The organism is Paenibacillus sp. sgz302115, assembly GCF_056120445.1.
Genome location: NZ_JBVYOK010000007.1, coordinates 52,188 through 74,622 on the forward strand (window position 1 = coordinate 52,188; position 22,435 = coordinate 74,622).

Here is a 22,435-nt window from a genome sequence, read left to right on the forward strand (position 1 = left end):
ACAGGCCTCTTTTTTACTGCCTCCTAAGCCTCCCCGCATAATGAAAAAGCCCACCCAAGAAGATATGCTTCTTGCTCGTGGACTTTGTCCTAATTGCAGCTCACTCCTGCGGCATGCTTTCCTCCCAGGCCATGCGGGCCAGCGGAAACGGAGAAATCGCTCTCTCCAAAATGCCTTGGACATAGGCAATCGCAACGCCATAATTGACTATGGGAACTCCAGCCTGAGCGGCTTGCTCCACCCGCCAGAGCATCTGTCTGCGGTTCATCATGCAGCCGCCGCAATGAACAATAAGCGAGTAGTCCTTCACATGGTCAGGAAACTTCATTCCGTTCGCAAAATCGAACTGGAGCTGTTTTCCCGTGGCCTGACGAATCCAGCGCGGAATTTTCACCTTGCCGATATCATCCGGCTGCTGGTGATGTGTGCATGCTTCGGCAATCAGCACCCGGTCACCGTCCTGCAGCCGGTCGATCGCACGCGCGCCTCTCACCATCTCTTCAAGATTGCCTTTGTGCCGGGCAAACAGTATGGAAAAGGAGGTGAGCGGAATGTCTTTTGGCGTATCTCCCGCAACCTTCAGAAATACCTGCGAATCCGTAATCACAAGCCGCGGCTTCTTGCCAAGGCTCTCCAAGGTTTCCTTCAGCTCAAATTCCTTGGTAACCACCGCAATGGCGTCGCTCTCCAGCAGGTCGCGGATCGTCTGCTGCTGCGGAAGAATCAGCCTGCCTTTGGGGGCGGCTTTGTCAATCGGCACCACCAGTACTACCAAATCGCCTGGAGCGACAAGATCCCCGATAATACGGAATTTATCATCATGATCTGGTACAGCAGCAATCAGCGCCTTCATGAGGCCGCTAATCCCCTGCCGCTCCACTGCAGATACAGGGATCACCTTACAGCCCAATTCCTCCTCAGTCTTGTTAACAAAAGCTGCAAGGTCTTCAGCAGGGGATGATTTCTTGTCCACTAACAAATCTATTTTATTTAAAACAACAATAGCTGGAATACCTTTGCTTCGGACGGTCTCGGCAATTTGCCGGTCAAATGAGGTTACACCGCAGGCAGCATCAACGACAATCAGGGCCATGTCAGACTTGTTAAGAACCTCAAGCGTCTTCTGCTTCCGCAGTTCCCCCAGCTCCCCTGCCTCATCCAAGCCAGCCGTATCAATAAATACAACCGGCCCGAGGGGAAGCAGCTCCATAGCTTTATATACGGGATCGGTTGTTGTTCCTTTAACCGGTGACACGACTGCGGCATCCTGTTTTGTTATCGTGTTGATCAGGCTTGATTTCCCGGCATTGCTCCTGCCGAATATGGCGATGTGCAAGCGGCTGGAGCGGGGGGTATCATTCACACTCATGCTGCTCTCTCCTTCACTTGACCGGTTAACGTGTTTTTCCGCTTATTTTCCAGGCACGCCCGGTTTGGTCACTTGATAGGGATTCAGAATTTGGTCAATCTCAGTCTCCGGGAGAAGCCGGGTCTCCATCAGCACCTGCCGTACAGATTTGCCCTCTTGCCCTGCTTGCTTGGCTACCTCTGCACTTTTCTCGTAACCGATGTGGCTTATTAGTGCTGCGGCCAGAGCGGAGGAATGCACCACCCGTTCATGGCAGCGTTCCTCATTAATACGGATGCCGCGGACACAGCGCTCTTCGAACAGCCCTACGGCATTCGTCAGAATCTCCAAGGATTCCAGGAGCGCATCAGCGATCAGCGGCATAAACGCATTAAGCTCCAATTGGCCGCCCGCAGCCGCCATCGTTACAGCGGTATCATTGGCAATGACACGCATCGCAGCAAGCCCTGCCATCTCCGCCATCACCGGATTTACTTTACCCGGCATAATCGAGGAGCCCGCCTGCACAGCCGGCAATTCAAGCTCCCCCAAGCCTCCGGCTGGACCGCTTGCCAGAAGCCGCAGATCTCCCGATATTTTCAAAAGATTAATGGCGGCAGCCTTGAGCAGTCCGGACACTTCAGCGAAAACATCCATATTCTGCGTGGGGTCCATCGGATACTCGCTCCGCGCCAGACCATAGCCGGTCAAATCCTGCAAAATATCGGTGATGTAAAACGTATATTTTACCGGGGCATTGAGTCCTGTTCCAATCGCTGTACCCCCAATGTTAATTTCTCTAAGCCGTTCCTCTACTTTGTACAGCCGCCACCGGTCCCGGGCGATCGCTTTAGCGTAGGCTCCGAAGCCTTGCCCTGCCATCATCGGCAAAGCATCCATAAGCTCCGTACGGCCCAGCTTGAGCACGTCTGCGAAGGCATGTTCTTTTTCCTGCAGCGCTTCCTGCAAGGAAGCAAATGCCTGACTTAGCAGCCGCACCAAACCGATAGCAGCGATTCTTAGTGCCGTTGGATAGACATCATTGGTGGATTGGCAGCAGTTGACGTGATCCAGAGGATGTACCCGTGAATAATCCCCGCGTTCTCCACCCATTAGCTCAATCGCACGGCTCGCGATAACTTCGTTCACATTCATATTTGTTGATGTGCCGGCGCCGCCCTGCAGAGCATCTACCGTAAATTGCTCTTTATAATCACCTGCCAGAAGCTCATCACAGGCCTGCACAATCGCCCGGGCAATGGCCGCCGGATAGGTATTCAGCTTCAAATGAGCCAGCGCTGCTGATTTCTTCACCGTTATCATGCTATGGAGCAAATGAGGGTTAACCGTTCTGCCGCTTACAGAAAAATTGTCCATCGCCCGCGCCGTATGAATACCATAGTAAGCAGCCGCTGGTATCTCCTTTTCGCCCAAAGCATCCCGTTCAATACGGGGAGATTTCCGCGATTGTTCCATTGGATAGCCGTCCTTTTGCCAGACTAAGGGAAGGGTTTTGGTCGTACTGCGGGGAATGTTTGGACTTCCGGCCGCTGTTGTATTCAGATGTTTTTTGATTATATCGCTTAGCGGATAACATCTGAATACAAAGGCGGACGCTACCGCTCCTCCAGTTCCAAACTTCCCCTCCGTACTTCTACCCTTTTTTTGAATTTTCAAGTCCTGCTTATAACGCTCAGGCCCTCACCTGCAGCACTTCCAGCACACGCGGCAGAATCCCGTGGAAGTAGGCAAAAGCGATGCCATAGTTGGTAATCGGCACTCCTTGCACTCCAGAGCTTTGCAGCCGCATCATCAGTTGCTTGCGATTAAAGATACAGCCTCCACAATGAACGATCAGCTTATACCCGGAGATGTCCTCAGGGAAATCGGGCCCCACACTTGTCGTGATATCCAGAACGCCGCCAGCCATTTCCTGAAGCTTGGCCTTGACCAGCACACGGTCGATCTCACCATTATGCGGGTGATGGATACAGGCCTCTGACAGAAGGACCTTGTCTCCAGGCTTCAGGGTGGATATCATCCCGGCACCGGCTACAAAGGTTTCCAAATCGCCCTTGAAACGCGCCATCAGAATCGCAAAGGTGGTTAAGGGCACACTCGCCGGAATAATCTCGTTCACTTTGTCAAATACCTGTGAATCTGTAATCACAAGATTAGGTATTTTATTCAGGCGCGAGAGCAGCTCCGGCAGTTCTTCTTCAGTGACAGACACCGCCATAGCGTGATGATCCAGCAAATCGCGGAGAATTTGCTGTTGCGAAGCAACCAGCCGGTATTTAGGGGCAGGGATCATCTCAGGCATCACCATGACTACCAGGTCCCCGGGGTTGACCAAATCCCCTACGATGCTGTTGCGTTCAAATTCGGCCGGAGCATAGGCGCTCATGGCGTGGCGCAGACTTCCAAGGTTGGAGTTCCGCTTGACGCTGAGCTTCACGAAGGGGATGTTCAGTTGTGTCTTAAGAGTGTCAATATCTACATAATGATCGTCGGTTTTGGCAATAACCCCGATGACCGGAATATTCCGGTTAGCCAGCTCGCGAACCCATTCCTTTTCCAGCTTGTAGTCGCCTGGCTCATCGGAGAAAATCATCATCCCAAGATCGGTTAAATCCATAACCTCTCTCGTCTTTTGCACCCGGAAGAGGTCCGGATCATCAATTCCGGCCGTATCTACGATAATGGCGGTTCCGATATTTTTGACCTCCAAATATTGAAAGACTGGTTCGGTTGTCGTTCCCGGCTCATCGCTGACCAGCAAGGTCTTTTTCGCTGTGAGCGCGTTAATCAGACTGGATTTCCCGGCATTCCTTCTGCCAAACACAGCGATATGCATTTTGTTGGATTGTGGTGTAAATTGCATAACGTTTCTCTCCTTAAGATACGATTTTAGAAACGTAAATCCCGTTCGCCATTTTCAATGCGCTGGAGCCGAATAATCGTCGCTTTTCTCGCGGCTTCCTTCGGAATATCATCAAGGCCCCTGCGGATGATCTCTTCCCCTAAGATACGGGTCTCCTCGTCTGCATAATCAAGCAAGTACTCCTTAAACGTTAAAAGAGAGTTCGGCTGGCACACATTATGAATCTGCCCGGACTTGGCAAGTCTCATAAAGCGGTCGCCTGTACGTCCTTCCCGGTAGCAAGCGGTACAATAGCTGGGAACGTATCCATCCCGGCATAGTCCGCGGATAATCTCCTCCGGCGAACGATGATCGCTTACTTCGAATTGCGGCTTCTCTTTTGGCTCGCCTGCGGTTCCCTGCTTGGTCTCCATGTAGCCGCCGACTCCCGTACTGGAGCCCGCACTCACCTGGGAAATTCCCAGCTTGATCACCTCGTCACGGAATGACGGCTCTTCGCGAGTGGAAAGAATCATCCCGGTATAGGGAACAGCCAAGCGAAGAACGGCAACAAGCTTCTTGAAATCCTCATCCTTGACCAAATGCGGATAGGTTTCCAAATTCACACCCGCCGCCTCACGCAGCCTGGGAACAGATACAGTGTGGGGACCGACACCGAACCTCTCCTCCAGGTGCTCCGCATGCATCAGCATAGCGACTGTATCGTACTTGTAGTCATACAGGCCATAGAGAACGCCAATGCCCACATCATCAATCCCGCCCATTTGAGCGCGGTCCATGGCTGTGGTATGCCAGTCGTAATCTCTCTTGGGTCCCTCGTGATGCAGAGCAGCATAGGTGGGTCTGTGATACGTCTCCTGGAATAAAATATAGGTTCCTATCTCCGCATCCCTAAGCTTCGTGTAATCCTCAATTGTGGTAGCTGCAATGTTAATATTCACGCGGCGGATGCTGCCGTTATCGACCTTCACGGAATAAATCGTCTTGATCGACTCGACCACATAGTCAATGTCACAGGCCAACGGGTCTTCTCCTGCTTCAACGACAAGCCGTTTATGGCCTAATTCCTGCAGTACGCAGACTTCATCCGCTAATTCATCCATACTTAGCTTCCGCCGCTGAAAATCCTTGTTGCTGTGCTTGTATCCGCAGTACTCGCAATTATTGACGCAATAGTTGCTTATATATAATGGAGCGAATAATACAATACGGTTGCCGTAAATTTTCTCTTTAATGACCTTCGCAGAGCGGTTAATGCTATCAAGGACCTCTGTATCTGTAACCTCAAGCAGCACGGCTGCTTCCCGGTGGGTGAGTCCCCTGCACTCTCTTGCTTTTTCTAAAATGGACTGGACATAGGTCTCGTCGCCTGCCTTCACCTTGGCTTCTTCCAGACTGAGCAGAATCTCCTCGTCATTGATAAAATCAGCGGGTTCCCAATCTTTCCGCAACTTCGTCAGCCTCCTCAAAGTTTTGTGCTACGGAAGCATAGGTTTAAAACCTGGAACGCGTCACATAATGCGTGTGCAGCAGCTCATGTGCAAGGTGACTGTTAGGAGCACCCAGAAACTCTTCATAAAGAGCTTTTATATAAGGATTGTGATGTGATTTACGGACCGTTTGGGCCTCATCCTCCGTGTAAATGGCTTTTGCCCGTTCAGCCTTAATATCAATCCGCTCGGAGGTTCCCGCATCCACGATGGGCTGACCGCCACCCGTAATACAGCCGCCGGGACAGGCCATTACTTCTATGAAATCATAGCTTTTCTCGCCACGTTCCATCGCTTCCATCAGCTTGCGCGTATTGCCGAGACCATGAACAACAGCGGTGCGAATCTTCTGGCCGCCCGGCAGCTCAATAACATTTTCCTTGATTCCGTCCATTCCCCGGACAGCAGTGTATTCGATAGTCTCCAGCTCCTTGCCTGAGGTGAATTCGAACACGGTACGCAGCGCAGCTTCTGCAACACCGCCGGTTGCACCGAATATAACGCCCGCACCAGAGCCTTCACCAATCGGATTATCGAACGCTTCATCCTTCAGGTTAGCAAAGTCGATTCCCGCTTCTTTGATCATTGCCGCAAGCTCACGGGTCGTCAGCACCCAATCGACATCCTGCAGCCCTTCATGCGACAGCTCTTCCCGCGCGCCCTCGAACTTCTTGGCGGTACAAGGCATGATCGAGACGACGACAATATTCTGCGGATCAATCCCCATTTTCTTGGCGAAAAAGGACTTAACCATTGCACCTTCCATTTCATGCGGTGATTTGCAGGTAGACAGGTTACCCAGCCTATCCGGGAAATTATGCTCCATAAATTTAACCCAGCCTGGACAGCAGGACGTCATAAGCGGCAGGTTCTGTCCGCTAGTGAGACGGGAGATCAGCTCCGTGCCTTCTTCCATAATCGTCAGGTCTGCACCAAAGTTTGTGTCGAATACTTTATCGAAGCCAAGCTTCCGCAGGGCTGCAACCATTTTGCCGGTCACGCGGGTTCCCACGGGCATGCCGAATTCTTCTCCAAGAGCAACACGTACGGCAGGCGCTGTCTGGACCACCACATATTTGCCCGGTTCTGCGAGATCATTCCACACATCATTGATGCTCTCATGCTCACTAAGGGCGCCTACGGGACAAGCCATAATGCACTGGCCGCAGTTGACACAGGTTGAATCCGCAAGTGAGCGGCCGAATGCGGTCGAGATCACCGTATCAAAGCCGCGCCTAGCGAAGCTGATCGCCCCCACAGTTTGCACAGTACCGCAAGCCCCGACACAACGCCCGCAAAGGATACATTTGGACGCGTCACGAACAATGGACGGGGATGTGTAGTCCTTCTCCTGGCTCGATTTTTCACCGGTATATGTCACTTTGCGGATATTGAGCGCACTGGAGACGGTTTGCAGTTCACAGCCCCCGCTGCGGGAGCAGCTGAGACATTCCTGGTTATGATCGGACAGCAGCAGCTCTACGGAGGTTTTTCGGGCATCCCGGACCTTCTTGGTGTTCGTCCGGATGTTCATGCCCTCCTCCGCGATCAGCGTACAGGAAGCAATAAGCCTTGGGCCCACTTCAACCACACACACCCGGCAGCTTGAAGAATGGTTGATCCCTTTCAAATAACACAGGGTCGGAATATGAATGCCCTGGTCACGGGCTGCTTCGAGAACCGTTGTCCCTTTGGCAACTTCTGCCTCGATGCCGTCAATCATTATTTTAATGGTATCCAACTTGATCACTCTCCTCGTCAGACTATCGCTACGGCTTTGAACTTGCATACATCGAAGCAGACACCACACTTGATGCAGGCCGCCGTGTCGATGACAAACGGTTCTTTCATTTCACCGGAGATCGCATCACTCGGGCATTTTTTCGCACAGAGGCTGCAGCCCCGGCATAGCTCAGGATCAATTTGATAAGAAATCAGAGATTTACAGACGCCAGCCGGACATTTGTTGTCGGCAATATGGGCCATGTACTCTTCACGAAAATATTTAATCGTAGACAATACCGGATTGGGAGCAGTCTGGCCTAGCGCACACAGGGATGCATTCTTGATCTGGAGCGAGAGGTCCTCAAGCTTCTCCAGATCCTCGATACTGCCTTTGCCTCCCGTGATCTTATCTAGCAATTCAAGCAGACGTTTTGTACCTATGCGGCAGGGCGTACATTTACCGCAGGACTCATCGCGTGTGAAATCCAGGTAGAACCTTGCAACGTCAACCATACAGGTGTCTTCGTCCATGATGATCATGCCGCCGGAGCCCATCATTGAACCGAGACTGGTCAGCGTATCAAAATCAATGGTACAGTCCAGATGCTCTTCCGTCAGACAGCCGCCGGATGGACCGCCGGTCTGGACAGCCTTGAATTTTTTGCCGCCTGGAATCCCGCCGCCAATTTCAAAAATAACTTCACGCAAGGTTATGCCCATCGGCACTTCAACCAGGCCGGTGTTCACGACCTTTCCGCCCAGGGCAAATACCTTAGTGCCTTTAGACTTCTCGGTTCCGATGCTTGCATACCACTGCGCGCCGCGCAGAATAATCTGGGCAATATTAGCCAGTGTTTCAACATTGTTGATAATCGTCGGCTGGCCCCACAGGCCTTCTACTGCCGGAAAAGGCGGTTTGGGCGTCGGCATCCCCCGGTGGCCTTCAATGGAGTGAATCAAAGCCGTTTCTTCACCGCAGACAAAAGCTCCGGCACCCAGCCGCACATCAATGTTGAAGGTAAAGCCGGTTCCAAGGATATTTTCACCCAGCAGCCCATACTCACGGGCTTGATCAAGCGCTTTCATGAAGCGTTCGACAGCGATTGGATATTCTGCGCGAACATAGATAAACCCTTGGTTTGAACCAATGGCATAACCGGCAATAGTCATCGCTTCAATTACAGAATGCGGATTGCCTTCAAGGATCGAGCGGTCCATAAATGCCCCCGGGTCGCCTTCGTCCGCATTACAAATGACATACTTCATCTTCTTATCCTGCTTCGCGGCAAATTCCCACTTCAGCCCCGTGTTGAAGCCGCCGCCGCCGCGCCCCCGGAGACCGGACTGCTTAATCGTATCAATTACCTCTTGGCGGCTCATGGTCTTCAGTACTTGGTCCAGCGCTTTATAGCCCTCACTACCGATATACTCATCAATATTTTCCGGGTCAATGACACCGCAGTTGTGCAGGGCGATCCGCACTTGTTTTTTGTAGAATTCAGTTTCTTCAAAGTTCAGAATTTCGCCGTCCTGCTTGGTCTTCTCGTAAATTTTCTTCTCATACGGTTTCCCGTGGAGCAGATGCTCTTCAACCAGCTTCGGAATATCCTTAACCTCTACGCGGCTGTAAAAAATCCCTTCCGGGTATACGATAACGACTGGACCAAGCTCGCATAGGCCGAAGCAGCCTGTACGCACGATCTCCACCTGTTCCTGAATGCCGTGATTTACTATTTCCTTGTTCAATTCAGCGATGATTTTATTGGAATCCGAAGATGTGCATCCCGTCCCCCCACACACCATTACGGATCTGAACTTGATGGAATCAGCGGTTTCTCCCGTGATTTTCCGGTTATCGAGACGACCCTGCGCGAGCGTTTTGATTGCATCAAGATCCGTTACAAGCTTCATGCCCATACCTCCCGTATCAAATGCGCCTCTAGCGCAAGATCATCATTTGTATTCTTTCAGAATTTTCGGAATGTTGTTGGGAACCAGCCGTCCGTGGACCTTCTCGCCAATGGTCATGACCGGTGCAAGGCCGCAGGCTCCAAGGCAGCGGGTCGCTTCAAGCGTGAATTTGTTGTCCTCTGTGGTTCCTTGTACAGGCACTTTAAGCTCTGTGCTGAGACGGTCAAGCACACCTTGTGCGCCCTTGATATAGCAGGCTGTCCCGAGGCACACATGGATCACATTTTCCCCTTTAGGAGTGAGTGAAAAGAAATGATAAAACGACGCCACACCATAGATTTCACTCATCGGCAAGTTAAGCTCTGTGGACACGATCTGGAGCACATGCTCCGGCAAGTAGCCGTAGATATCCTGAATTTCATGGAGCACTGGAATCAGCGCCCCCTTGAGCATTTTGAACTGCAGGATTGCCGACTGTACCTTCATAAGCTTCTCGTCAGCTTCGGCTACGCCTCCGCAGCTCTTGGCCTGTTGATGTTCCATTAAGAACGCTCCCTCCACTCAAAGTAAAGATTTGGGCTCAGTTATTTAAGAATGCAGCATCTTTTGCGGAAATCCGGATATAATGTATTGAGAATGATTTTCAGTTGGGAAAAAGAGGCCGAAGCCTTTACCTATCGGCCTCCACAGAATTCTAGAGCAATGAGCTCTCATGTCTGAGCTTCAGCCTGCTCCAGCGGCGCTCAATTTCGGCTTCGAAGCTTTGCAGCAGCTCTTCATCCTTCAGCAGATGTTTGGTTTTACCCATTCCCTTCAGCCATTCCACTGCCGGGATGCGCTTGCCCTTCAGTTCCGGGTTGTATGTGATATTGGTGATGCCCTGCTCAATTTCATATAGCGGGAAGAAGCAGGAATCAACAGCCGCTTTCACCAGGTCATGGCCGCTATGGTCAGAGGTTCTCCAGTTCAGCGGGCAGGCGCAGAGAAGTTTTCCGTAGGCAGTACCCACATTATTGGCGTACCACTGGGCTTTGGCTGCTTTTTGCAATAAATCCTGCGGATTAGATTCAGCACCGGTGAACACATAAGGGATGTTGCAAGCCGCCAAGATTTGCGCTGTATCCTTGTGATGGCCCTTTTTGCCCTTTTGCGTTTTCCCCACCCCGGAGGTGCTGGTCAAGTGACCCACTGGCGTGGAGTAAGACAACTGCGAACCGGTGTTCATGTAACCCTCATTATCGTACTCAAGGATGATCATCTTGTGGTTGCGAAGTGCCGCACCTATAGTTGCGCCCATCCCGATATCCATTCCCCCGTCGCCGGATACCATGATGAAGGTAACATCGTCGCTGACCTGAACTTCGCCACGGCGCTTCAATTCATAGAAGGCATCAACCATACCGGCCAAGGTAGCAGCACCGTTCTGGAACAAGTTGTGTACGAAGGTCTGGTTATGTGAGGAGTACGGATAACTTGCGGTTACAACATACGCACAGCCTGTTTGGAACAGGACCACCATGTCGCCTTCGATTCCTTTGAAGAACAGCTCCAGTGCAGAAAGTGCGCCACAGCCGGGACAAGCGCCATGTCCGGGAGCCAGACGATGCGGCTTGGCAGTCAGTTGCCGGAGCGGGGGAAGCTTAACCTTCAGCAGACCGGTATCTTCACTAGGTGTCACTTGGATGAGGCCGCTCTTGTAGGCGCCGCCATGCAGCGGTTCATGAACCGGAACAAGTGCATCCTTGGCGTCCCCCGGGTAATGACCATGATAATCAAAAGGCTTCTCGGCATAGCCCTTTTCTGCCGCCTCTATAGCTAGTTTAAAGAATGCTTCTGCATCATCCGCATAGAAATCCTTGCCACCGAGACCAAAGATGCGGGAGAGGACGATCGTCTTATTGTCTGGATCTACTTGAAGTGCGGAGCGAATTTCGTGAGTCAGATTGCCGCCTTTGGCTCCATACGAGTCTGCGCGTTCACCGACAAGCAGTGCCTTGACGTTCTTGAGGGCTCGGCGCAGTTGTTCAGCCGGGAACGGACGGATAATGTTCGGGCGAACCAGCCCTGCTCGGATGCCTTTGGCACGAAGTGCGTCAACGGTATCCTTGGCGGATTCCCCTGCCGAGTTGAGCAGGAACACAGCTACTTCGGCATCATCCATTCGATACAGGTCGAGAACCGGATATTCACGTCCTGACAAAAGAGCATACTCCTGCGCAACTTCCTCATAGACTTCACCCGCTTTTTCCAGCGCTTCTGACAACTGATAGTGGTTATTCAGCAGGTCATCGCCGCCCATATGCGCACCAATGGTTACCGGACGGGAAGGGTCTGAGACATTCGGATAATTGTGATTCGGATTCGGACCTACAAAATTCTGTACGACCTCATTCTCTTTGAAGTATTTGACCTTGCGTTTTTGGTGGGAGGTGAAGAAGCCGTCATAAGCAACGATAACAGGCAGACGCACCTTAGAATGCTCGGCAATTTTGAGTGCCATGATGTTCATGTCATATACAGCTTGCGGTGTACTGGCCGTCAGGATGACCCACCCGGTATTAAGACCATAGTACAAGTCAGAGTGATCTCCGCGAATATCCAGCGGTCCACTGACAGCACGGGTAACGAGGTTCAACACCATCGGGAAACGTGTTCCAGACTGGGTGGGGAGCTGCTCCAGCATATACAGGAAACCTTGGGAACTGGTCGCATTGATAACGCGCGCACCAGCCATAGCCGCACCGTAGCATATCCCGGCAGAACCATGCTCGCCATCCGCTGCGATCAGTTCAATATCGTGCTGCCCCCTGGCTTTCATCTGGTCTAGGTATTGGGCCACTTCCGTGGAAGGTGTAATCGGAAAGTAACCCATGATGTGGTAATTAATTTGAGCGGCAGCGGTAGCCGCCATTTCATTGCCGGATTCGAAGCAGGTAACCTGCTCAGCCGCTCCTGTCTCTACTTGTGTATTTTCACTAATAGACATTGTCGTATCCTCCCTTTCCATTACTTGAACATTTGGGCTACACGATGTTGCTCGGCAAAACCAACCTCTTCCCGGATACTGGTAAGAGCTTCCGTCGGGCATACTTCGATGCATTTCAGACAGCCTTTACAGTATTGATAGTCGATGCCAAGCAGAACCTGCTGCGGCCGTCCACGCTTGTCTTCGCTTTCTTCCCAGACAAAGCAATTGTCAGGGCACACATTGTCACATGCCGCGCAGCTAATGCATGACTCAGTATCAAGTACTGGCAGCATGCCTGCACGCGAGCCGCTCAAATCCTTCAGAGTACTATTGCCCTGAGCCATAATCACGCCGCCGGGGAGCTGTGTCTCATAACCAAATGGAGATCTGGCACGGATAAAAGGAACTGCTTCAGTGCCTGCCGGTACTTCATATGTTTTAAATTTCACTTCATTGTAGCCGCGGTCAAAGGTGCGGATGTTCGGCTCCACCAGGTGCGGATATTTCTTCTCAAAGGTTCTGCGGATAACCTTGCGCATGGCTTCGGGATCAAGAAAGTCGCAGATACGGAACATAGCGCCAAGCATCGAAGTATTTACTTTCGTTTTCTCTTCAACGGCAATTCCCATGGCATCTACCAAAGCAACCGTTCCATATTCAAGCTTCAGGTCTGCCCGTACATCATCAAAGTCTCGCGTGGTGTTAACCAGAACAACTCCGTCCGGCTGCATGCCGCTAACCACGTTAACCGTCTTGTACAGCGCTTCATGAAAAACCGCTACCAGATGGGGCTCCTCGATTGGACTGTGGTCCCTTATCTCAACCTCCGGGTCACAGAAGCGGACAAAGGTTTTTATGGGAGTGCCTTTTTTCTCCGAGCCGTAAGATGAGAAGTTGGATGCATTGAAGCCAAGCTCAAGCGCGCCAGTCTCGGCAAGCATTTTACCTGCAAGGTTGGCCCCCAGTCCGCCGATGGATTCAAGACGAATCTCGTAGAAGCCAAGCGCATTCTTTTTCGGCAAAGTTGACATTGAATCTCCTCCTTAAAGCTTTGTCAGACCACAAAACGTGAAAATATTCACTTGAAACGTAAAAATGATGCCCGCAGCATTGGATTTTAACTGGTGTGCGTAATGAAGCTGCAGTGATCCCCTCTACTGAGTTCAATCTTAAATCCGGCGGCTGCGATTCTCATTTCAATACAGCTCCTGCAATGCGCGGCTTCGTCGCCCATACAAATCTTGTTCTCATAGAGGGCATATTTCTCGCGCACCTTCAGGGGGGACAGAATAGGCATAACAACATTGCTTCCTGCCAAAAGCGCCTTCTCCCTACCTTCTCTATCAAGAGTCCCTATTGCCGTAGTAGCAGGCATCAGCGCATCCGGAATAAGCAATCTTGCCATAGCAATCATCACGAGCGTATCTTCAACGGTTCCGCCTTGAGCAGCTTTTAGAGGAGTTGCGCTATGCGGGATGAATGGTCCTATGCCGATCATTTCCGGATGGAGCTCTTTCAGAAACAGCAGATCCTCTGCAAGATGCTCATGGGTCTGACCCGGAAGTCCTACCATAAAACCGGCTCCCACCTGGTAGCCAATATCCTTGAGAATCCGCAGGCAGTTCACACGGTTGTCATACGACATCCCCGGATGCAGAGATTGGTACAGCGAACGTGAGGCCGCCTCATGCCGGAGCAAGTACCTATCAGTGCCTGCATCAAAAAGCGCACGATAAAAAGCTTCGCTTCGTTCTCCGATGGATAAAGTGATGGCCGCATCAGGATAACTGGCCTTCATGTTCTTGACTACAGAGGTCATCCGTTCTTCCGTAAAATAAAAATCTTCGCCGCTCTGTAAAACAAACGAACGATATCCGAGGCGGTATCCCTCTGCCGCACACTCCAGAATCTCTTCCTCCGTCAGCCGGTAACGCTCTGCCCTGGAGTTCGATCTGCGCAGACCACAGTACAGGCAATCCCTTTTACAGAAGCTTGAAAATTCAATCAGGCCCCGCATAAAAACGCTTTCATTGTAATGCTTCTTCCGAGTTTGTGCCGCCAAATCAAACAAGCGATACTTGAGATCAGGAGTCAAATGCTTAAGGAAATAAATAATTTCCTCCTTAGTCAGCTCATTCTGCTCAAATAATTTGCCAAGCAAATCTCCCATCCGGCATATTCCTCCATCCCATATGGCTGAACGAATTACTATACACTATGCTGGGGTTATGGGTTAAATGACGGCTTGATCCGATCATATTTGGCATAATAACGAATTTGTAAAAAAGTGCAAAAAAACAGCGGGTCTCCGCTAACCGGAAACCCGCTGTCTATCCGCAATATAAAGTTATCTAAAATTCAGCTCCGCGCACCTTCGCATACACCTTCGAGTCATGCAATTCCCCATCCATGCCGCGGGTGCTGAGCCGCAGGATGCCGTCCAGTGTAAAGCCCGCCCGCTCGGCAACGGCAGCGCTTTTGGCATTACGCCCGCTGCAGCGGATTTCGATCCGGTTCGCTTCAAGCTCCCTGATGGCAAAGTCCACAACCCCGTTCACCGCCTCGGTTATGTATCCCTTGCCCGCGCAGAGGTTCTGATCCAGTATCCGGTCTCAAAACAGCGTGCCTCCCAATCAATATGGTGCAAGCCGCTGCAGCCAAGGAACTTCCCGTCTGTTTTGTGAAAGATGAGCATGTTCAACTGTGTGCGTTTGAGGAAATTCAGCCGCGACTCCCTGACGAATGGCTCGGATTCCGTAAGGGGCGGCATGCTTTGAGCAAAAGGCATCCACGGCTTCAGCTCCTCCAGACTCTCACCGATAGCCTCATTCACCGCTGCCCCATCTCCCCACAGCGGAGCACGTACCAATAATCGTTCAGTCTCAAAGCTCTCGGGAAAATCAAGCAAAAGCGGGTTCATACGTTCAGAGTTCATTTTGGTATAAAGCCTCCTGTTCAAATTATTTTACTAACCTTCTCCATGCCCTAACTCAACCTTCATGCCCGTTACCGCGAGCGTAACATTTTCCGGCAAAATATAGTCTTTTCTCAAATCCACATCATGCGACATGTGTGTATACACGGCCCGGCGTGGACGTACAAGTTCCAGCAGCTCTGCCGCCTCCGTCATATCGTACACAGAACGGGTGGACAGCTCCGCCGATTCATAATAAAAGCTCGTCCCGAGCACCAGCAGATCCGCTGCTTGCATCCGCTTCGTCTCCTCCGGCGTGAGGGAAATGGAGTCCGGGCAATAGACCCAAGCGTAGCCGTTCTTCTCCAGCCGGTAGGCGTAAGAATATCCGTTCTTGCCGTGGTTAACCCGCCAGGTGCTGATCTGCCAGCCGTCAAGCGTAAGTCCGTCGTCACAAGGAATCATATCCATATGGCTGCCAAGCCACGGATATTGCCGCTGTATAACAGGAATCACCTCCGCCGGGGCGTACAGCTCTCCCCTATATCCCATCCAGCGGCAGCTGTCCGCCCATTCCGGCAGTCCGCCGATATGATCGAAATGGGCATGCGTCACCAGCAGCCTGCGCATGCTGCGCCGTCCCTGCATTTCCATCTGCCGCCGCCAGTCGGGACCGCAGTCAATCGCCCAAAAATCACTGCCGTTATCTATAAGCACGGAGGAGCGCAGCCGAATATTTTGCCCGGTGCTTCTCGCTTCCGTACAGGTCTCACAGTTGCAATACACCCGGGGTACGCCCATAGCATCCCCAGTCCCCAAAAACACCAATGTGTCCATAAGCCAGCTCTCCCTTTTCAACGTCACGGATGTATATAAGTTGAACTTTAGTTTTTCATATTTGGGCCTAGTCGTAACTGCGGGGAATGTTTGGACTTCCGGCCGCTGCCCTCCTGCAGATTTCTTGATTTATACCGCTCTTCGTGGTGGAAATCCGCAGACAGCCTAATCATACGGCCAGCTTTCCTACGGAAAGCTCTCAGACGGACGCGTTCGCTCCTCCAGTTCCAAACTTCCCCTCCGTCACTTCTGCCCTTTTATATTTTCTCTAGTTCAACTTATATAGATATATCTTTTTATTATAGTACAGGTCCGCGAACCCAAACAAATAAAGAGCTGTCCCGTCCACAGTAATGCTGCGGATGTGACAACTCTTTTAACGATGGCAATTTCATATCATTCCACTACACATGCTCCAAGCTTCAATTAATCCCGGCCAGCACCTGATACCAGATTCCCCGCTTGGAATACAGTGTTGAGCGCACTTTATCCCAGCCGCCGAGATAATTGATATCGAACAGCCCCGCAGGAACTGGATAACGGTCCTCATGCTCCGCATAGACCATCTTATCTACAGGACGGAAGCCGTATTTAGCAAAAACCTCCTGCGCCTGCGGCGTTGTCAGGAAAGCGACCAGCGCCTCTGCTGCCTGGCGGGTACCATGCTTATCAGCATATTTATCCACCACCGCTGCCGGGTTCTCAATCAGAATCGTATCCTTGGGGATAATCACCTCATACTTCACCCCTTTGGCGATCCGCGCAAGCAGCTCATTCTCGTAGGTAACAATAACATCGCCCACACCATATTCAAAGGCAGCCATCGAAGCCCGCCCGCTTTTGTCCAGTGACTCCACGTTGGCATGTACGCTCTCCAAAAAAGCTTTGGCAGCAGCAGGGTCCTTCTCCCCCTTCTGCTCCTCAGACAGCTTCAGGCCCGCCCCGTAGATGGCGTTGATGTCCCATTGCGCCCCGCCGGAGGTCTTCGGATTGGGATAGAGCACCTTCACTCCCGGCTTCGCCAGATCGGTGAAATCATGAATATTCTTCGGATTACCTTCCCGCGTGCCAAGCGCCACCACCGAGCGGGTCACCATCCCGTTCTGGCCCCGGTTTTTCCAGGCTTTGTCTACCAGCCCCGCCTTAACCAGCTTATCAACATCGCCCTCCATCGCCAGCAAGGTTACATCCGCTTCGAAGCCGCCGGCAATCGCCCGCGCCTGTGTTCCCGAAGCCTCATAGGACTGCTGAAACGTGATGCTCTGTCCGGTTTTGGCCTTCCAGTCCGCCGCGAACAGGGGCAGAATTTCACCCATGGCATCCTTCGCCACACTGTAGGCTCCAATGACAAGCGTCAGATCGCCTTGCTGCGGACTCTCGGCCGCCGCTGCGTTGTCATTCCCATTCCCGCAACCGGCCACAGCCAGCGCGAGCATTGCCAGCATTAGGACAGCCAGCCATCCGTGCAGTTGTCTGCTCCTTTTGAAAAGCCTCATCCCGGCCACACATCCTTTGACAAGATACCCCCACAAAGTGGAGATTTGACTTCGAAGCTTACTCAGGTACTTATTTATTAGATAAATACCGGCATTGGATCTTCCTTCAATCCGTTCTCCTGAATCCAGCTCCGTTCATCATTGAACAGATAAGCACGGTGGACAAGCACAGCGATTTCCTGGCCCGGCGTAAGCGTCTCTTTCTCCAGAGAGCGGTAAGTCACCAGCTTATGCCCGTTCACTTCCACCTCTACCAGCCATTCGCTGCCGCGGAAGTGCAGATGCTTCACGATGCCCTGCTCCGTGGCCGATGCCATTTTGAATTCGTGCAAATGCCCTACCTCAATATATTCCGGCCGGATCAGCGCCTTGGTCGGCTTGCCGCCGCCTGCGTCCTTGAAGCCCTTCAGCTCGGAGGCACGCTCGATCAGCGTCGATTCCCCGATAAAAGTCGCGACGAACGGCGTCTTCGGCTCTTTATAAATATCCCAAGGTGTGCCCTTCTGCTCCAGGCGTCCCTGATTGATGATCATAATCTCATCGGCTACCTCAATCGCTTCGTCCTGGTCATGGGTTACAAAAATAGACGTGATCCCGACGCGTTCAATCAGCTCACGCAGCCAGGAACGCAGCTCTTGGCGGATCTTGGCATCAATCGCTGCGAACGGCTCATCCAGCAGCAGAAGCTGCGGCTGTGGCGCAAGCGCCCGGGCAAAAGCAACCCGCTGCCGCTGGCCCCCCGAAAGCTGATGCGGATAACGCTTCTCAAAGCCCTTCAGTCCGGTAAGCTCCACAAGCTCGGCTACGCGGTCCTGGATTACGCTTTTATTGGCTTTCTTGACCTTCAGTCCAAACGCAATATTCTCATATACGGTCATATGCTTAAAGAGCGCATAGTTCTGGAACACAAAGCCGATCTCGCGCTCCTGCGGCGGAAGATGATTCACCGTCTTGCCATGAAAAATAATCTCCCCGCTGTCCGGTGTCTCCAGCCCCGCCAGCATGCGCAGAATCGAGGTTTTGCCCCCGCCGCTTGGGCCGAGCAGCCCAATGAGATGGCCTTTGGTAATTCCGAAGTTAACGTCCTTTACGGCATGAAAATCTCCAAAATGCTTATCGAGTCCCCGGACTTCCACATGCATATTAGTGCACTTCCTTTCTTCTTTTGCTCCATTCCATAAGCAGCAGCAGACCTGCGGAAAATGCAGCCAGCACCAGCGCTACACCGCCCGCAGCCGTTACATTGAAATTCTCGACATCCTGATATACCAGCGTGGTTGCGGTCTGGGTTTTATTCATGATGTTGCCCGAAACAACCAGCACCGCCCCGAATTCACCCAGCGAGCGCGCAACCGTCAGGATCACGCCGTAAATCACCGCCCAGCGGATCGAAGGCCAGGTCACCTTCCAAAAGGTGGTCCAGCCGTACGCTCCCAGCGTCGAGGCCGCCTCCTCCTGCTGCGAACCGATCTCCTGAAGCACCGGCATCACCTCGCGCACCATCAGAGGGAAGGTCACAAAGAGTGTAGCAATGACCATCCCCGGAAAAGCATATACAATCTTCAGCCCGATTTGCTCAAATAAAGCGCCCAGCGCACTGTCCGGACCGAGCAGCAGCACGATCATCAGCCCGCCAATAACCGGAGATACAGCGTAAGGCAAATCGACGATGCTGTTGAGCAGGCTTTTGACCCGGTTGCCCAGCCAATTCGCCCGCACCAGATACAGCGCCAGCATAATGCCGAACAGCGTGTTCAGCAGTGTGACCACTACAACGACGAACCCGGTCATCATCAGCGCGTGCAACGCCTCCGGCCGGGTCAAGGCATCCCAGAACCCGCCAAAGCCTTCACTGAATGCGCCAATCGTCATTTTCCCCAGCGGTGCGGCAATCAGGAGGAAAAATACAAGGTAAGTGAGTCCAATCCATAGTCTTCTCATGCTCTTCTCCCCCGCATCTGCAGCATATTGATCAGCCAGAGAATAACAAAGGACAAGGTTAACAGAATAATGGAAACCCCCGCAGCCCCCACCGGATTGTCACTTTCGACTTCACCGAAAATAAAAACAGAGGATACGAGCGTGCGGCCCGGAATGTTCCCGGCTACCAGCACGACAGCTCCGAATTCAGCCAGCGCCCGTGAAAATGCCAGCATGCCGCCGCTAATCATCCCAGGTGCCATAGAAGGCAAAATAATCTGCCGGAATACCCGGCTGCGCCCCGCTCCCATCGTATATGCCGCTTCTTCCTCAGAGGGGTCAAGCTCCTCCAGCAGCGGCTGTACCGCCCGTATCACAAAAGGAAAGGTTACAAAGATCATGGCGATAACAATCGCCGGCTGATGGAACACAATTTCGAAGCCCAAGGATTCGGCCAGACCGCCGATCAGACTGCCCGGACCGAGCAGCAGCAGAATCATCAGACCGCCAACCGCCGTCGGCAGCGCAAAAGGCAGGTCCACCAGGCTGTTGAGCAGTGCCTTGCCGGGGAACCGGTAACGGATAAGCACCCAGGCAATCATCGTGCCAAGCAGCACATTAATAACCGTAGCAATAACCGCCAGCTTCAAAGTAAGCAGTACCGACTTCCAGGCAATCGGGTCGCTAATGCTCTCGGCAAAGCTGCCAAAGCCAAGCGAAAATGAGTTGTAATAGACACCAAGTATCGGCAGAACGATCAATATTACAAAATAAAGCAGAATCGTCGTGCGGAATCCCCAGGTCCAGCCCTTGTGTCTAAGCAGCGTATTCAAGAATCAATCCCCCCACCTCCGGCTTACCGGTCGGTATACTCGCCTTTACAGCCATAATTATTCCTATTAATATACTTGGTTTAAAGTTATCACTACTTTACCAAAGCCGCTTACTTCCGTCAATTACTTTCGTTCGATTTGGGGTAAACTATGGTATATTTACTGTACAGAGAGGGGACTACATTATGCTGCATACTATGGAGATTACTACCAGCAAACGGGATGAGCTGCGGGACATCACCCGCGAAGTCGTTTCCTATGTCAAAAAGAGCGGGGTACAGAATGGCATCGTCGTCGTCTATTGTCCGCATACTACTGCAGGAATAGCCATCAATGAAAATGCCGATCCCGACGTGAAGCATGATGTGCTGATGAGACTGGACGAGGTTTATCCGTGGGAGCATCCCAAATACCGCCATGCGGAAGGCAACACCGCTTCCCATCTGAAATCCATCACCGCCGGCCCTTCCCAAAGCATCATTATCCATGAGGGCGCACTGCTGCTGGGCCGCTGGCAAGGCATATACTTCTGTGAATTCGACGGGCCAAGACACCTCCAATGTTATCTGAAGATTATTCAGGGGTAAATACCGCTTGCCGGTTCTTAAAAAACGGTATCCGATACACAAATTGCAGCTCTGCTGGAACTAGCATACCCCACAAACAAATTGCGGCCCTGCCAGTTCAAGCAGAGCCGCATTCTATATAATTTATAGTCTCTTTCACACTTTCACCGTTCAAAGTTATACCAATGCAACGCGCTAAACCGAGAAAAGATAAAAAAACACCGAAATTATAAACTGCGGCTTAGTACTTTGACATGCATCACTGCAGCCTGCTTAACATCCTCGAACGAAACTTTGTCCTGAATATAATAAGAGATAAATCCGTGAGCCGACAAGAACAAGGTTAACGGTATGCTCTGCCAGTCCTCAGATACATAGCCCTCTTCCTTCATGTGAGAACGCACAATACTTGCGAACAACTCAAAACATCGTCCCTGTTCCGCACGACAATAAGCAAGCAGCTCTTCATCGCGGATCATGAACATGATTTCATACTGATAAGGATGATCCAGCCCAAAGCGGATAAACTCCATAATTAGCTGCTCTACCCGGGTCATTCCCTGTTCAGGGGGAGTATTCATAACTTGATTAAGCAGTGCGGCTACATGATTGAAATCCTCGACTACAATGGCGTAGAACAACTCCGCCTTTTCCTTGAAATGATAATAGAGCGAGCCATGGCTATATCCCAAATGCTGACCGATGCTGCGCATCGAAATCGCCCGGTATCCTTTGGTTATAAACAGATGCCTGGCCGCTTCCAATATTCTTTCCCTCGACAACTCCTGCTCCACTGCTCTTCTTGCCATATCTTATTCCCCTTCGCTGTAGTAAAGCCGCCGCCCTTCTGTAACCAGCGCTTGCCCCTGGGTAAGATCCGTTATCCATGCCATAAATGTGTCGCCTTCCTCATTACGCGGGAGACACAGCAGCGTAACTTTATCTGTAAACAAAGTTTCACCGGTCTTTATGCCTCTTCCCCTTAGCTCGTTCTCAACCTTGCCCAGCCAGGTATAGTCAAGCTCCACAAATACCTCTCGCCTAAGCACACGGGTGATTACTTCTCCAGCTTCAAGTGCCAGCACAGCGCCATCCGTATACGCCCGGATCAGACCGCCTGCGCCCAGCATAATGCCACCAAAATAACGGGTGACGACAATTGCGACATTTTTAACGTTCTGGCTGCGGATTACCTCCAAGATCGGTTTACCGGCCGTTCCACTCGGTTCCCCGTCATCCGACTGTCTCTGGATCTCATCCCGCTCACCAATCATATAAGCAGAGCAGTTATGTGTGGCGTTCCAATGCTGCTTCTTGATGTCTTCGATAAATTGCACCGCTTCTTCTTCGTTCTCCACCGGCATGACATGCCCAATGAAGTGTGACTTACGGATTACGACTTCCCGGGAACCGGGAGAACGCACCGTCCGGTATTGTTCCAGCATCATTATTCCAGTCCTTATTTCCATATGGATAACTTGATATATATTAGGAGCAGCCCGCGGTATTGGATTACCTATGGACTGCTCCCTGGTGAGTTACA

18 protein-coding genes and 1 pseudogene are annotated in these 22,435 nt (G+C 51.8%); 1 reads left to right on the forward strand and 18 read right to left on the reverse strand.

Going from position 1 to position 22,435, the window contains the following annotated elements; genetic code table 11:
- Nucleotides 1-100: 100 nt before the first annotated feature.
- From hydF (AC0LWN_RS15340) to cysT, 16 genes and pseudogenes are all read right to left on the reverse strand, one after another.
- Nucleotides 101-1,369 carry a [FeFe] hydrogenase H-cluster maturation GTPase HydF gene (gene hydF / locus AC0LWN_RS15340; RefSeq protein ID WP_474666727.1) on the reverse strand — a complete coding sequence of 423 codons (1,269 nt, stop codon included), beginning with the start codon at nt 1,367-1,369 and terminating at the stop codon, nt 101-103.
- A gap of 42 nt (nt 1,370-1,411) precedes the next feature.
- Nucleotides 1,412-2,824: an aspartate ammonia-lyase gene (locus AC0LWN_RS15345; RefSeq protein ID WP_474666729.1), complete on the reverse strand. Its 1,413-nt coding sequence runs from the start codon at nt 2,822-2,824 to the stop codon at nt 1,412-1,414.
- Nucleotides 2,825-3,041: 217 nt separating this feature from the next.
- The gene (gene hydF, locus AC0LWN_RS15350) at nt 3,042-4,232 is read right to left on the reverse strand and encodes a [FeFe] hydrogenase H-cluster maturation GTPase HydF (RefSeq protein WP_474666731.1); all 1,191 of its coding nucleotides are present in this window, start codon (nt 4,230-4,232) and stop codon (nt 3,042-3,044) included.
- Between the two features lie 26 nt (nt 4,233-4,258).
- Nucleotides 4,259-5,683 carry a [FeFe] hydrogenase H-cluster radical SAM maturase HydG gene (gene hydG / locus AC0LWN_RS15355; protein WP_474666733.1) on the reverse strand — a complete coding sequence of 475 codons (1,425 nt, stop codon included), beginning with the start codon at nt 5,681-5,683 and terminating at the stop codon, nt 4,259-4,261.
- Nucleotides 5,684-5,726: 43 nt separating this feature from the next.
- A complete protein-coding gene (locus AC0LWN_RS15360) occupies nt 5,727-7,463 on the reverse strand; it encodes an NADH-dependent [FeFe] hydrogenase, group A6 (protein ID WP_474666735.1) in 1,737 nt (578 codons plus the stop codon).
- 17 nt (nt 7,464-7,480) lie between these two features.
- Nucleotides 7,481-9,358, reverse strand: coding sequence for an NADH-quinone oxidoreductase subunit NuoF (gene nuoF / locus AC0LWN_RS15365; protein ID WP_474666737.1), 1,878 nt, complete (start codon nt 9,356-9,358; stop codon nt 7,481-7,483).
- 42 nt (nt 9,359-9,400) lie between these two features.
- Nucleotides 9,401-9,901, reverse strand: coding sequence for an NADH-quinone oxidoreductase subunit NuoE (gene nuoE / locus AC0LWN_RS15370; protein ID WP_474666739.1), 501 nt, complete (start codon nt 9,899-9,901; stop codon nt 9,401-9,403).
- Between the two features lie 151 nt (nt 9,902-10,052).
- On the reverse strand, nt 10,053-12,344 hold the full coding sequence (locus AC0LWN_RS15375; protein ID WP_474666741.1) for a thiamine pyrophosphate-dependent enzyme: 2,292 nt from the start codon (nt 12,342-12,344) through the stop codon (nt 10,053-10,055).
- A gap of 20 nt (nt 12,345-12,364) precedes the next feature.
- Nucleotides 12,365-13,357: a 2-oxoacid:acceptor oxidoreductase family protein gene (locus tag AC0LWN_RS15380; RefSeq protein ID WP_474666743.1), complete on the reverse strand. Its 993-nt coding sequence runs from the start codon at nt 13,355-13,357 to the stop codon at nt 12,365-12,367.
- An 86-nt stretch (nt 13,358-13,443) separates the two neighbouring features.
- Entirely contained in the window at nt 13,444-14,496 is a 1,053-nt protein-coding gene (hydE, locus tag AC0LWN_RS15385) for a [FeFe] hydrogenase H-cluster radical SAM maturase HydE (RefSeq protein WP_474666745.1), read from the reverse strand.
- A gap of 181 nt (nt 14,497-14,677) precedes the next feature.
- Nucleotides 14,678-15,261, reverse strand: a pseudogene (locus AC0LWN_RS15390) (GNAT family N-acetyltransferase).
- 33 nt (nt 15,262-15,294) lie between these two features.
- Nucleotides 15,295-16,077 carry an MBL fold metallo-hydrolase gene (locus AC0LWN_RS15395; protein WP_474666747.1) on the reverse strand — a complete coding sequence of 261 codons (783 nt, stop codon included), beginning with the start codon at nt 16,075-16,077 and terminating at the stop codon, nt 15,295-15,297.
- A 422-nt stretch (nt 16,078-16,499) separates the two neighbouring features.
- Nucleotides 16,500-17,573 carry a sulfate ABC transporter substrate-binding protein gene (locus tag AC0LWN_RS15400; RefSeq protein ID WP_474666749.1) on the reverse strand — a complete coding sequence of 358 codons (1,074 nt, stop codon included), beginning with the start codon at nt 17,571-17,573 and terminating at the stop codon, nt 16,500-16,502.
- Nucleotides 17,574-17,650: 77 nt separating this feature from the next.
- On the reverse strand, nt 17,651-18,715 hold the full coding sequence (locus tag AC0LWN_RS15405; RefSeq protein ID WP_474666751.1) for a sulfate/molybdate ABC transporter ATP-binding protein: 1,065 nt from the start codon (nt 18,713-18,715) through the stop codon (nt 17,651-17,653).
- Between the two features lies 1 nt (nt 18,716).
- A complete protein-coding gene (locus AC0LWN_RS15410) occupies nt 18,717-19,514 on the reverse strand; it encodes a sulfate ABC transporter permease subunit (RefSeq protein WP_458964496.1) in 798 nt (265 codons plus the stop codon).
- Nucleotides 19,511-20,326, reverse strand: a complete 816-nt coding sequence (cysT, locus tag AC0LWN_RS15415; RefSeq protein WP_474666753.1) for a sulfate ABC transporter permease subunit CysT — start codon at nt 20,324-20,326, stop codon at nt 19,511-19,513. The genes AC0LWN_RS15410 and cysT overlap by 4 nt, the downstream gene beginning before the upstream one ends.
- Before the next feature lie 185 nt (nt 20,327-20,511).
- On the opposite strand from cysT, the gene AC0LWN_RS15420 reads away from it, so the two are divergent.
- Nucleotides 20,512-20,913: a secondary thiamine-phosphate synthase enzyme YjbQ gene (locus tag AC0LWN_RS15420; protein ID WP_474666755.1), complete on the forward strand. Its 402-nt coding sequence runs from the start codon at nt 20,512-20,514 to the stop codon at nt 20,911-20,913.
- Nucleotides 20,914-21,119: 206 nt separating this feature from the next.
- Here the strand turns inward: AC0LWN_RS15420 and AC0LWN_RS15425 are convergent, their stop codons facing one another.
- Both AC0LWN_RS15425 and AC0LWN_RS15430 read right to left on the reverse strand, forming a co-directional pair.
- Nucleotides 21,120-21,701 carry a TetR/AcrR family transcriptional regulator gene (locus AC0LWN_RS15425; RefSeq protein WP_474666757.1) on the reverse strand — a complete coding sequence of 194 codons (582 nt, stop codon included), beginning with the start codon at nt 21,699-21,701 and terminating at the stop codon, nt 21,120-21,122.
- Nucleotides 21,702-21,704: 3 nt separating this feature from the next.
- Entirely contained in the window at nt 21,705-22,337 is a 633-nt protein-coding gene (locus AC0LWN_RS15430) for a YigZ family protein (protein ID WP_474667114.1), read from the reverse strand.
- Nucleotides 22,338-22,435: the final 98 nt, after the last annotated feature.

Bases quoted from the DNA above. Each gene is read 5' to 3' on its own strand.
- hydF (WP_474666727.1), bottom strand. From the start codon at position 1,369: ATGAGTGTGAATGATACCCCCCGCTCCAGCCGCTTGCACATCGCCATA.
- AC0LWN_RS15345 (WP_474666729.1), bottom strand. From the start codon at position 2,824: ATGGAACAATCGCGGAAATCTCCCCGTATTGAACGGGATGCTTTGGGC.
- hydF (WP_474666731.1), bottom strand. From the start codon at position 4,232: ATGCAATTTACACCACAATCCAACAAAATGCATATCGCTGTGTTTGGC.
- nuoF (WP_474666737.1), bottom strand. From the start codon at position 9,358: ATGAAGCTTGTAACGGATCTTGATGCAATCAAAACGCTCGCGCAGGGT.
- nuoE (WP_474666739.1), bottom strand. From the start codon at position 9,901: ATGGAACATCAACAGGCCAAGAGCTGCGGAGGCGTAGCCGAAGCTGAC.
- AC0LWN_RS15375 (WP_474666741.1), bottom strand. From the start codon at position 12,344: ATGTCTATTAGTGAAAATACACAAGTAGAGACAGGAGCGGCTGAGCAG.
- AC0LWN_RS15380 (WP_474666743.1), bottom strand. From the start codon at position 13,357: ATGTCAACTTTGCCGAAAAAGAATGCGCTTGGCTTCTACGAGATTCGT.
- hydE (WP_474666745.1), bottom strand. From the start codon at position 14,496: ATGGGAGATTTGCTTGGCAAATTATTTGAGCAGAATGAGCTGACTAAG.
- AC0LWN_RS15395 (WP_474666747.1), bottom strand. From the start codon at position 16,077: ATGGACACATTGGTGTTTTTGGGGACTGGGGATGCTATGGGCGTACCC.
- AC0LWN_RS15400 (WP_474666749.1), bottom strand. From the start codon at position 17,573: ATGAGGCTTTTCAAAAGGAGCAGACAACTGCACGGATGGCTGGCTGTC.
- AC0LWN_RS15405 (WP_474666751.1), bottom strand. From the start codon at position 18,715: ATGCATGTGGAAGTCCGGGGACTCGATAAGCATTTTGGAGATTTTCAT.
- AC0LWN_RS15410 (WP_458964496.1), bottom strand. From the start codon at position 19,514: ATGAGAAGACTATGGATTGGACTCACTTACCTTGTATTTTTCCTCCTG.
- AC0LWN_RS15420 (WP_474666755.1), top strand. From the start codon at position 20,512: ATGCTGCATACTATGGAGATTACTACCAGCAAACGGGATGAGCTGCGG.
- AC0LWN_RS15425 (WP_474666757.1), bottom strand. From the start codon at position 21,701: ATGGCAAGAAGAGCAGTGGAGCAGGAGTTGTCGAGGGAAAGAATATTG.
- AC0LWN_RS15430 (WP_474667114.1), bottom strand. From the start codon at position 22,337: ATGCTGGAACAATACCGGACGGTGCGTTCTCCCGGTTCCCGGGAAGTC.